Origin of the sequence: Paenibacillus sp. Soil787 (genome assembly GCF_001429545.1) — a bacterium.
GTDB lineage: Bacteria > Bacillota > Bacilli > Paenibacillales > NBRC-103111 > Paenibacillus_E.
This window is the reverse complement of sequence record NZ_LMSP01000044.1, coordinates 423196-435471: the sequence shown is the minus strand read 5'-3', so window position 1 is coordinate 435471 and position 12276 is coordinate 423196. Positions and strand designations below refer to the sequence as shown.

General features: G+C 46.1%; 9 protein-coding genes. 1 reads left to right on the top strand and 8 read right to left on the bottom strand.

Annotation, left to right across the window (positions count from 1 at the left end; genetic code table 11):
• Positions 1–32: 32 nt before the first annotated feature.
• The 8 genes from ASG93_RS28405 to ASG93_RS28375 all read right to left on the bottom strand — a co-directional run bounded on the left by ASG93_RS28405 (position 33) and on the right by ASG93_RS28375 (position 10766).
• On the bottom strand, positions 33–1538 hold the full coding sequence (locus ASG93_RS28405; RefSeq protein ID WP_056837563.1) for a glycoside hydrolase family 32 protein: 1506 nt from the start codon (positions 1536–1538) through the stop codon (positions 33–35).
• 26 nt (positions 1539–1564) lie between these two features.
• The gene (locus tag ASG93_RS36870; protein ID WP_268796067.1) at positions 1565–1693 is read right to left on the bottom strand and encodes a hypothetical protein; all 129 of its coding nucleotides are present in this window, start codon (positions 1691–1693) and stop codon (positions 1565–1567) included.
• A 209-nt stretch (positions 1694–1902) separates the two neighbouring features.
• On the bottom strand, positions 1903–2739 hold the full coding sequence (locus ASG93_RS28400; RefSeq protein ID WP_056837561.1) for a carbohydrate ABC transporter permease: 837 nt from the start codon (positions 2737–2739) through the stop codon (positions 1903–1905).
• A 19-nt stretch (positions 2740–2758) separates the two neighbouring features.
• Positions 2759–3676, bottom strand: coding sequence for a carbohydrate ABC transporter permease (locus ASG93_RS28395; protein WP_063891977.1), 918 nt, complete (start codon positions 3674–3676; stop codon positions 2759–2761).
• Positions 3677–3700: 24 nt separating this feature from the next.
• Positions 3701–5548 carry a GH32 C-terminal domain-containing protein gene (locus tag ASG93_RS28390; RefSeq protein WP_056837560.1) on the bottom strand — a complete coding sequence of 616 codons (1848 nt, stop codon included), beginning with the start codon at positions 5546–5548 and terminating at the stop codon, positions 3701–3703.
• A 338-nt stretch (positions 5549–5886) separates the two neighbouring features.
• On the bottom strand, positions 5887–7506 hold the full coding sequence (locus tag ASG93_RS28385; RefSeq protein ID WP_056837558.1) for a response regulator transcription factor: 1620 nt from the start codon (positions 7504–7506) through the stop codon (positions 5887–5889).
• A gap of 8 nt (positions 7507–7514) precedes the next feature.
• Positions 7515–9269 carry a sensor histidine kinase gene (locus ASG93_RS28380; RefSeq protein ID WP_235550990.1) on the bottom strand — a complete coding sequence of 585 codons (1755 nt, stop codon included), beginning with the start codon at positions 9267–9269 and terminating at the stop codon, positions 7515–7517.
• A 144-nt stretch (positions 9270–9413) separates the two neighbouring features.
• On the bottom strand, positions 9414–10766 hold the full coding sequence (locus ASG93_RS28375; protein WP_056837554.1) for an ABC transporter substrate-binding protein: 1353 nt from the start codon (positions 10764–10766) through the stop codon (positions 9414–9416).
• A 323-nt stretch (positions 10767–11089) separates the two neighbouring features.
• Here ASG93_RS28375 and ASG93_RS28370 point away from each other — a divergent pair, with 323 nt between their 5' ends.
• Positions 11090–12169, top strand: a complete 1080-nt coding sequence (locus ASG93_RS28370; RefSeq protein ID WP_056837551.1) for a DUF5667 domain-containing protein — start codon at positions 11090–11092, stop codon at positions 12167–12169.
• Positions 12170–12276: the final 107 nt, after the last annotated feature.

The window sequence follows — 12276 nt, the reverse complement described above, 5'->3', positions numbered from 1 at the left end:
TCCTCGCGCTAATCTTACAATCGATGACCTGCTTATCCTTCCGTTGTTAACTTCCAAGCGTCCAAGCTCTCTAGATAGGCTTCTCCATTCCTGGCAAACAACTTGATTCCCAGACTGTCAGGTTTCGGGTAAATGCGGTTCGTTACGGTTTTCATCCCGTTATTAGCAAACAGCTCAACAGAAGAGCGATCAATGAATAGTTGCAGCTTAATGCGGCCATCCTCTAGTGGATTCAGGTCCACTTCACTCACACCCGCTTCGCCTGTACCAGATAGGTTTCGATCCACCCTAAGCTTACGGTCAACAGCCGAATAGCTAACTTCCGTGTTCTCGGAACCATCCTCTGAACAGCGAAGCAGCAAACCGAACTCAGCATCACCAGCTAATTGATTCGTGTTAAAAACGGCGATAAGTTCAAGCGCATCCCCATGAATTTCTGCCAAAGGTACTTCCGTATCTGCACTGATGGATAGTTTGCTGACACGGTGATGAGTCCCGCGTATGGATTTCAATTCCTCCACAGGCTCTATCCGCAGCGTTCCGTCCTCTGAAAGTGTAAGCTCGCGAGGCAGGGTAAATGCCCCCATCCAGCCATGCTCTTGCTCCGGCATTTGAGCGCCCCACATATTCATCCAGCCAATGAGAATACGCCTCCCTTGTCCGTCTACGAAAGTTTGCGGCGCATAGAAATCGAAGCCATAGTCCAGCCGCTCTGCGTAACGGTAATCGAATATGCCGCTATCATAACTAAGCTTGCCGGTTAGATACATCGTCTTCGTCGTTCCCATATTCATAGGGGAAATGACAAGCACATGGTCATCACCACTCCCTAGTGGAAACAAATCCGGACACTCCCACATATCCCCCATCGTGCCATCGCCTTCAGCTGCGACCCCGATATAGCTCCAATCACGCAGATCCGAAGACTTATACAGCAGCGCTTTGCCCAGGCCGTCTTTCCCGTAACCAATAACCATGTACCATACACCATCATGCTGCCAAACCTTCGGGTCCCGAAATCCGAAGCCGCCTTCCTCTGGCGCACCAGCAATAACCGGGTTAACCGCTGCTTTATTGAAGTTAACCCCATCCGTACTTGTGGCAATGCACTGAACCTCAGACGGTGTGCGTCCATCGACATGCCCCGTGTAGATCAACGTCAGCACACCATTATTGTCCACAGCACTGCCCGACCAGCAACCGTATCCACCGGTTTCTCCCATATCGTAAATTTCCGATGGTGCCAACGCTACGGGCAGATGCTCCCAGTTCACCAAGTCTTTACTTTTAGCATGTCCCCAGTGCATCGGTCCCCATTTGGGCTCATAGGGATAATGCTGATAAAACACATGATATTCATCGTTAAAATAAATCAGGCCATTCGGATCATTCATCCATCCCGCTGGAGGCATCAAATGATAATTAAGCCTGAAGTTGTCCTCTGCCACGAGAACTGAAGATTGCGCTAACGTGGTATTGGCTAGTACTACTCTTTCTTCGTGAATCTTATTCTGTTCCTTGTCACCCTGATGAATCATCCTATCTCACCCTCACTCATTATCTTTTAATACACATTTTCTGTTTGCATTAACGTATGAATCTCTTCTATTGTTCCTAGGGAAGGAATGGCACCTTTTCGAGTCGTCGCTAAAGCACCCGCTGCATTCCCGTAAATACCTACCAAAAGGATCATTTCCCACCTTCCCAATGAACCCGGTCTTCATGCCGAGCTTAGCCATAGCGGCAACAACGTTCACGAGCTCCTCCCGGATTGCGCTCAAACACAGGCTGTCCGGCGTTTGATAGCCCTTGAGGTGTAAAAATCAATTAAGTACTCCCCTAGCGCAACTGCATCATAGTTCATCTTAAATTTCCTTTCTTGCCAATATGCAAGTTTTTTGCTCAACCCTTTATACCTGACATCGTGATACCCTGGATATAGTAACGCTGCAAGAACAAGAACAGCAGCAGAATCGGCACTGTCGAAAGTGTGTTCGCCGCTAATACTTTGGACCAATCCGTCCCTTCGTTAGAGGAAAACGTGGAAATACCTACTTGGATCATTTGCATTTTCTGATCATTGATGACAATGAGCGGCCAGAGATAGGAATCCCAGTTGCCCAGGAACGTCATCAGCCCGAGGGTAATCAATGCGGGAACAGCAGCCGGAAGCATGATGGATACGAATGTGCGTGGTAAGCTAGCTCCATCTATACGTGCCGCTTCCATCATTTCGTTCGGAACCTCTGCGAAGAATTGCCGAAGCATAAAGATGCCAAACACGGACAACATCGAAGGTACGATCAGCGCTTTATAAGAATTAAGCCAACCCAGATCATGCATGAGCAAGTAGTTGGGCACGAGCGTAACTTCACCCGGTATAATCATCGCGGACATAAACAGAGCGAAAACGACCGTTTTTAAACGAAACTTGAGTTTAGCAAACGCAAAGGCCGCCATCGAGTTAATGATAAGCACTAGCGCCGTTACGATCGAAGCCACGAACAAAGTATTCCAGATATAACGAAGAAACGGATTGCGCGCATTGAAAATGACATTATGAAAATTACGTCCCGTCCATTCCACTGGTATCAGCAAATGAATATTCAGAGACGTATATTTAAAAAGCTCCTGGTACGGACGAAATGAACCGGCGACCATCCATAGGATCGGAGCGACAGAAATCAGAGCGATCACAATCATGATGATCAATCTTACGATGTTGGTTATCCTCTTCATAGCGATTTCCCCTCTTCTTTTAATCAGCATCTTTGTTAAATAGCTTCATTTGGATAAGTGAAATGGCTAGCACGATCGCAAAGAGCACAAAAGCCGCCGCTGTCGCATACCCCATTCTCATTTGCGTGAAAGCCTGCTTATATATATAGAAAACAACCGTCTCCGTCGAGCTGTTAGGTCCTCCATTTGTCAATACGAATACGAGCCCTGACAGCTTGATAGCATCTATCGTGGTCATAATAACAACGAAGGCCATAGTCCGGTTCAATAGTGGGAGCGTAATTTTGAAAAACTGCTGAATCCTAGATGCGCCATCCACCCTGGCAGCTTCGTACAGATCAGGGGAAATATTGTTCAGGCCTGCAAGGAAGATGATCATGAAAAATCCGGCGCCTTTCCAGATCCCGAGCACAATAATGCCATTCATCGCCGTGTCCGGATCAGATAGAAAGCTTGTAACCGGCAGGTGCAGCGCCTTGAGAACACTATTCAAAAGCCCAAACTCTTTGTTGTAAATCAGCTTAAAAACCGTTGCAGCCACGGCTGTCGAAATAATAACCGGGATAAAATAAAGCGTTCGGAACAGACCTGCCGCCGCTGTTTTCTTCTGGATCAATAACGCTAGCCCCAGAGCAATGCTCGTTTGAATCGGAATCACGATAATAGCAAAATAAAACGAATGCTTCAGACTGTTAAAAAAGGCGCGATCCTTCATCAAATGAACATAATTATCCATTCCGACAAATACATCGCCCGCGCCAACTAGCGAGTAGTTTTTAAAGCTGATGATGAAAGCTTGCAGCATTGGGTAGAACACGAAGACAAGCAATAAGGCTATCGCCGGGAAAATAAACCAGAATGCGGTTGCTTGCTCATGCTTTCGGAAGCTTCGCGATTTTATTTTGGTTTCTACCGCTGTTTGTATCGCTGTATCCATGGTCTATCTCTCCATTCCACTTCTTTATTTTCCGTCGTAGACAAAAACTTTGAAGCTCGAAACCACGCCGCCGTCTGGGCTGATCGCCTTGATCTCCGCCTGTCCGGCCTGAACGCCCTTCACCATAGCTCCTCCGTCAACCGCTGTAACCGTTGCAATCGCATCACTGCTGGACTGCCATTTCAACAGCTGCGGAGCGCTTAATGGAATGACCGAAGCTTCGACCTGCTGACTGCCATTCACTGCCACATCGAGCGTGCTCTTACTTAGCACAATCCGTTGAAGCTTTACGGCATTCACATCCTCATTCCGCCATACCGTTTGCATCGGATAAAAATGAGCATTGTCTAGCGTTACGCTGCTTTCCAAGGCAGTTAACTCTAATCGGTTACTCGTCGGATCAGGGAATATCAGGTTAGAGACGACAACCTCGCCATCGTTCCCAAATACCTCAAGACTAGATTCATCTACGAAAAATCGGAGCTTGAGCTTGCCGTCCTTCAGCTTCAGCGGCGCTGAAACTTTCTCTGCGAAGCCCTTCTCGAACGAGGTGATGCCGGAGTGTGTTCGATCTACCGTCAGCTGCTCCAATTTGGCATCGTAACTGACGCTCGTTTCTTGGCCGCTTCCTTTTCTAAGCTTGAACGCCAATTTTGCATTCGGCTGAACGGATAGTTCCGTAACCAACTCATAAGATGTTCCTTTGATGGCACCGAACGGATTATGCCCTGCAGATAGCGCCTGTTTGGGCAGAATAACTTCCTTACCTCGTAAAATCTGAAGTTCCTTAATCGGCTCCTGAATCAGCCGCAAGCCTTGATCAGGAATATTCCTCAACCTAAGCTCGCGAGGGATGGACATGTTCCCCTTCCAACTGCCCGTCGGCATCGCGAACGGATAACGCCAATTCGACATCCAACTGAGCCAGATGCGGCGTCCATCTTTGGCCGGAATATCCGAATAGGACACAGCGGCATAGAAATCTTTGCCATAATCCGTCCAAAGCACGTCAGAGGGCTTATTATCATTCTTGAACGTTAGCCCGTCGAACGTACCGACGAAGTATTGCGCAGTGGAACCCTTGGTCGTATCGTTGCTGCCGATACTTACCGCTAGCACCCACTTCTTCGCTTTGGAGCCTTCGACCGGCAGCTCGAACAAGTCCGGACATTCCCATACAGCCGCGTGCGAGCCTTGATCGCTTCCGAATTCGCTTTTCATTTCCCACGATTTCAGGTCGGGCGATGAATAGAAACGAACACGGTTATCCACAGACACTACCATCACCCAAGAATGGGTAGGCGCATGCCAGATGACCTTCGGATCTCGAAAATCCTTCAAGCCCGGATTGGGAATCACCGGGTTTCCTTCATATTTGGTCCATGTCCGGCCTTTATCTGAACTGTAGGCAATGCTTTGCGACTGAACGCCGCCTTTGAAATGGGTAAAAATCGCGACCAAGCCCGCTTTGCCGTCAAAAAACCCGCTCGTATCCTTGCTATCTACCACAGCGCTCCCAGACCAAATCTCACCTAGAGAATCCCGAGCCAAAGCTACAGGGAGATGCTCCCAGTGGGTCAGATCCTTACTTACCGCATGTCCCCATTGACCGCTATTTTGGAAAAATTGGTGATACTCACCTTCGAAATAGACCATCCCGTTCGGATCACTCATATTGCCGGATTCCGATGATAAGTGATACTGCGGTCGGAACTTTTCTGTATAATAATTCGGATCACTCGCATACGAAAAAGCTGAGCTTTCTGCTGTGTCCGATGATCTGCCATCCCATTTAACCAGAACCGCCACCCCTAATCCTAGAAGTACGACCGCGACAGCACCAACCGCCCATAACCCTAATTTCTTCCGCATACTTCCTCCTTGTGCATGTCGCCATCATTTTCTGTATGGTTATTGTACCGAGTCCGCACGAAGAAAGATTTCAAAATCATCGGGAGTTGCCTTTTAATTTTATTTGCATTAAATCACTTCCAAATAGCTAATTTCCCACCCTATCAACGACAAATAAGAGCCTCCAAAGGCTCTTATCCCTCTCATTTAGCCACTTTCTCCGCAAATAGAAGCTCTTGAAGACTCTTATTTCTCCAAATAGCTATCTCTCCCACAAGCAATAAACGAATAAAGGGCTGCTCCTCAAGGTCAATAGACCTTTTGGAACAGCCCTATTTCAAATCAGCATCTGTGAGCTGCTACACTTTTCTATTTAGTAGCTCTTCCCGATACTCCTTCGGTCCTTTACCATAATACTTTTTAAAAGCGGTGCTAAAGTAACTTGAACTGGAGTAGCCAACTAGCGTAGCAATATCCGTAAGCTTCAGTTCATTTTCTTCCAGCAGCACCGTGGCCTTACTTAAACGCAATTTCGTGACATAATCGCTAAAGGTAACGCCAACGCTCGTTTTAAACAATCCGGATAAGTAAGTCTCATTGAGATGAAACATATCCGCAAGGGAAGCCAACGTGAGCTCATAGGAAAAGTTCTCATCCACATAGTTGCGAATCGCTTCAATCATCTGTTGGCCGCTGGAGAATCTCGTTTTCCTCACTTCATTCATCACCAATTGCGCCATTTCATGAAGCTGCTCCAACACTTGCTCCCTTGAGGAATAGTCTCTCACCGTCATCTGACAGTTCCATAGATAGCTTTGCAGCGATGCATCACCGAGTTCGAACTTCTTGGCAATCGCATTGAACAGCAAAATAATCCGAAGTGTCAAAAAAGTAAATACAAACATCGGCGTGTCTCGATCGGCGGAGAAAATGAGTTGCAGCTGCTTAGTAAATGCAGGCATATCCAGATTTTCAATGGTTTGCATCAGCTTGCGCTCTACTTCCGGCGAAAAAGCATGTGTCAATGCCAGCATATTTCGGTTTGGTTCAGCCTTGTCTGATTGGATCGTGCCTTGGCTCCAGGCCAGCATGCTCGATGCATAACCATCCTTCAACTGCCTGAGTCCGCTGATAGGCTCACCAATGCCAAGAACACTCTCTACTCTCAGGTAGCTTTTGATATTCCGCTTGAGCTTGCTAGCGAAGCCCTCCATGAAACGACTATGCTGCACAGGATCTTGAATAAGGATCAGAAAATGCATCATCGCAGGATGACTAATAGGATAAAAGGGATACACCTGCTCCCAATTCTCAGCAGACTCCCGGCAAATCATCTGGAATGCCAGGTAAAGCAAGTCTTTCCGTTCACTCCAGTCGTCCAACCGTCCTTGCGGAATTCTCATCTCCACCGTCACAAACTGCGCATGCACATCCTCTATAGTCAATGAAGACAGCTGTAATTGCTGCATCCGTTCTTTCACGGTTGATACACTAAACCATTCATCCTTCACCAACTGCCAAATTAATTGCTCCTGCATGAGCTGAAGCTGTTGATGATTCTTCATTTCCTCTTGGTCTTGTTCGCGTATTCGATTACGGTCATCTTCCAATTCTTCGGATAATTTGGCAAGGAGTGCCGTTAATTCGCTGCGTACGACAGGCTTTAACAAATAATCTTTCACACCCAACTGAATGGCAGCCTTCATATATTCAAAATCCGAGTAACCCGAAAGCACGATGATCCGAAGATGGGGGAACTTCTCTTTACTAGCTTTGATAAACGCAATACCGTCCATTTTCGGCATTCGGACATCCGTAATCACAACATCGGGCAGCGGCTGCTCACTAAGAAGCTGCATAGCCTCCAGCCCATTAGCTGCTTCTAATTCAATTTCAAATCCGGCGGATTTCCAATCGATTTTGGCTTTAATACTGTTCCGTACGCCGACTTCGTCATCAATCAGCATGATTCTGTACATTTATGTCGTCAGCTCCTTAGCAGAGGGAGGTACAAGGTCATTTCCGTCCCCTCGCCCAACCTGGAATGTAAGCCTAAGTGAAAATGCTCCCCATAATTCAACCTACATCGTGATAAAACATTGCGAAGTCCGATGCTTTGCCCCTCGCTGCTTAGAATCGCAATAGAATCACCCGTCTTAATCTCAGCCAGTAAATCTTGAACCAACTCGGGAGACATGCCGATTCCATTATCTTTGACACAGATCAACAATCTATCGTCTAACACCTGTGTGCGCAGCGTAACCTGTGCGACGCCGTCCTTCTCCAGACTATACTTCACGGCATTTTCCACCAGAGGCTGAATAATAAACTTGGCAATCATGAAATCCTTAGCCTCGGTATCTTCCTCTATGACGACTTGTAACCGAGCTTCATGTCTCAAATGGAGAATGAACAGATAATCACGAATATAGTTCATTTCCTCGGCTACTCGAACCAAATCACTGTTCAAGTTCAGCGAATACCTCATCATTTTACCTAATGCCTCGGTGGCGTCCATGACCAGGTCTTCCCGCTTCATAGCCGCCAGACCGCTAATGATTTCAAGCGTATTATTATAAAAATGCGGGTTAATTTGCAGCAGCAGCGCCTTATATTCGGCATTTTTTCGGCGTAAATTCGTTTCGAATTCGGTTTCGATCAAATATCTCAACCTATGCGTCATTTGCTCAAAAACTCCGGTCACATAGTCCACTTCACTATGCCCTTCCCGGACTTTCGGCATCACATGCAGAGCCTGATTAAATTCGCCGCGCTGTACATGCTTCATCGCTTTCCCCATCACACTAAGCGGTTTGGTAATACCTGCGGACAACCAAAAGGCTGTCAGCATGGCGAGAATAAGCAAAAGGACAGTAACCAAAAGCATCGTTTGCCTGATATGAGTGATCTTCTCATACAATTCTCCTTCGGGAACGGTGCCTACGATGGTCCAATTTTGAGCAGGCAATTTGCGGAAAAAAAGCAGATTCGTACTCCCTTTATCCTCAATAGGGAAAATCCCGCTAATCTCCCCCTCGAATCGTTTATCGATTTGCTCTAGACCACTCCTTAGTATGTCCCGATCCTCTGACATATTTTGATCCAGCACACTATTGCCTTCACTCGTTAGCAAAATGACTTTCCCCGTCTTCCCGACCCGAATCTTCTCAATCGCATTTCGAAGCAAGGTTGTGGGGTAATTGACTTTAATGAACCCGACATTCTTTAACGATTGCAGTTGTACCAGTGGAAAAAGGAAGCTGTTAATCGATCTTGCTCTCATGAATTCGTCCGACTGATCGATATCTTTATGCGCTGTCGTCCAGCGCTTGCCCTCTGTTATAAATGCAGTAAACCATTTGCTATTTCTATAGGTTCTATCTTGCGTCCACAATCCACCGGCATCCTCGGCAAAAGCGCTGATCGAAATGCCGTTAGAGTTGTTAACTGCGTACGAAGAAAAATACTCCCGTAATCTCTGCTTCGTAAGCACTCGCTCCTGAATCGTATTATCGGGATTCAAATGAACCGTTAGCCATTCCTGCGTCGTTCGGCTGCTCACGACCTGATTGCCCGTATCTTCAACTTGAGTAAGCAGAGTCACGACATGCGAAGCAAATTGTTCGATGGTTTGAGCGGTTGAAGATTCAATCGAAGCTTTAATCGTTTTCGTCGCTTCCTCACTAAGAATATAAGCAAGTGCGGCAAAAGGGAGGATTAGCAAAATAGAGAAAACAGCCATCAGACGGCTCCTCAATGAAAAAAACATGAAATCCCCCGTTTCTTATCCAGTCATCACACCTTTAATCATACACGTCAACCTTATAGGGAAACAACGACAAAGAGACGATCATCGAAATGATTCGTCTCTATGACCTTCAAAAACCTACTTTTTCTGCTGTGCCTGCACATCCGCATAAGCCTTATCGATCGTCGTGATGGCTTCTGCAATGGATGCGTCAATATTCCGTTTGCCGATGGTCACATCTTCAAACATTTTGTTCACAGCATCGGACATTTGCGGGAAGATCGGCGTAATCGGACGCGGTCTGCCGTATTTCTGATTTTGAATGACGAAGATGTTCTTCGGATACTCATTCAATTCAGGGAAATCCTTCGCTGCCGAATAACGGGACGGGATATCCTTAGTCATGCCAGCATACGTCTTTTGTCCATCATGCCCAGTTACCCAATTGACGAACTTCCAAGCTTCATCAGGGTGTTTGCTTTTGGAGGAAATGCCAAGCGCCCAGCTGCCATTCGCTACCGCTTGTGCAGTTCCTTTTGGCAGAGGAGCAATGTCATAGTCTTCGCCAAGCTTGAAATTCGGGAACTTCTCTTTCAGATTCGCCAGAGACCAGGAGCCATCAATCGTGATTCCCAGTTTGCCGTTCGGGAATGGATCCGGTGGATACTCCAGAGCAGATACTTTATCTTTGTTATACAAGTCTGAGAAGAATTGAATGGCTTTCTTCGTTTGCGGTGAATCCAAAAAGCCTTTCGACGTTTTACCGTCAGGACTCATAATCTCCCCGCCAAGCTGCCAAATGATCGGATACTTGAAGTAAGCCGTGCCACCCGCATTGCCGAAGCCTTGGGCAGGATCAATACCAAAGATGCCACTCGCTGGATCATTGATTTTCTTGGCAGCATCGAGCACCTGATCCCATGTCCACGGCTCATCCGGATTTTTGGAAGGAAGCGAAATGCCCTTCGCTTGAAACATCTTTTTATTATAGAACATGGCAATCGAAGATTCCGTTAATGGCGCCATATAGATTTCATTTTGATACGTGTAGGTCGCAAGTGTTGATTTAGGAACATCATCGATATTCCCGTCTGTCTTGAAGTATGTGGTCAAAGGCTTCAGAGCACCGGCATTTGCGTACGAACCGACCGTAGGAGCATCTAGCGCCATAATATCCGGCGGGCTGCCCGAAGCTATGGATACTCTTAATTTCGTGTCATAGTCGGAGTACGGAATCGGTGTCATTTCTACAGAAATATCCGGGTACTTTTGCATGAAGGAAGCAACAAGCTTGTCATAGGCTGCATTCTCCGTATCATTCCCCGAGTTTCTCCAGAACGTCAGCTTGACTTTCTCTTCTTTTTTAACCGCATTATCCGTTTGTTTGGGTACTGCTGACGACGTATTTCCACCTTCACTTTGCGTTGAACATCCCGCCAATAAACCACCGACTACGATAGCGCTTACTACTGTTTGACTTAGTTTTTTCAAATGTGATTGCCCCTTTCATTTATCTGTTGTTGTTCTTGTCATCATCATATCAAAGGGGCCGGGATATTAAATTCAATATTCTCTGCTTCGAACTTATAAAATTATCATGATTCTGGTTATTGTACAAGGGCGCAACAAGCTTCATCTCAACATATTATCTACGTCAAAGCTATATTGTACACCAACAAATAGTGTTCATTTAGCTTTTGGGAAATACGTTGATTCCACGTTCGTAATCCTACCTGCCCCCAGAAAATACGTTTGGGTCTCGTATAACTTAGTATCAGCTGCAGCTAAAATACTTTCATAAGGTGGTAATAATCTTGATAGTAAAGTTTACAAAAGAACAAAAATGGTCCAACCTTCTTGCCAAAAGCGCCATGGTCAGCATACTCGTTTTTAGCATGGGTACCGGTAGCGTATTAGCTTCGGAGATTACAACAACAACACCGTCGTCCAGTCCCGCATCCATGAGCGACACTCAGAATACGACTTTCTCCTCACAAGTAGGTACGACTTTGAACGAATCCAAAACGGAGACTCCAGATCTTTTGCCAGGAGACTTCTTCTACTTTGTAAAAACAATATACGAAAACATTCGATTGGCCCTAACTGTCAATGACGTGAAAGAGGCGCGACTACTTACCGCATTTGCCCAAGATCGACTTCAGGAAGCGAATGCCTTATTGGCTCAAGGAAAAACGAAAGAGGCGAATCTATCTCTCCAGAAGTCGCTGGAAACTCAGCAAAGTGCTGTTCAAAAAACAGGTCAGGCTTCTGGCATATCGACAACCGTAAAGACTACACAAGAAGCTACTAAAGCAGAGGATTCAACACAACAAGAAACTACAACAACAGCCGCAGCTCAGCCGAACAGCGAGCAGACAGTAGATCCCGAGCAAACGGAAGCCGAAGATTTGATCAATCCTATAACAGAAGTGAAAAATCCGGAGCAGGTACTGAAGGTAAAGGTTGATTTACAGCACAATATTGTAGCCTTAGCCTCAGCATTGGAAAAGGTGGGAAATCCGAAAGCCCAACTAGCTCTAATGAAAAATATAGAAAAGTCGTTTGCTCATCTGGATAAAAAACTGTCCAAAATCGAAAAAAAAGAGAAGCTGGGGAAGATGAATGAAAACGTAACAGCTAAGGAAGAGCAGACCCCGGTTGCTTCGCTGGTTCCATCTCCAGTTCCAACACCAGTCTCGAACGAGCCTGTCTCGGACCAAGAGAAACAGGAAAGCTTGGTAACAAAATCAGATCAAGCGAAGAAGGACGAAGATAACCAGCATATGAATAAACCTGATAAAGCAAAAGAGAAAAAGAACGATAGCCAACACAAAGGTAGCGAAAAAGGGAATGGAAACGGACACGATAAAAATAAAGGTAGCAAACAAGAATAAAACCGCTAGGCTATTAATATACTGTACTCCGTTAACGTCGTCTGTTCCCTTATTGGGAAGAGATAACGATTTAGAAGCTAACGATCAAAGACCAGGTTACCATTGTC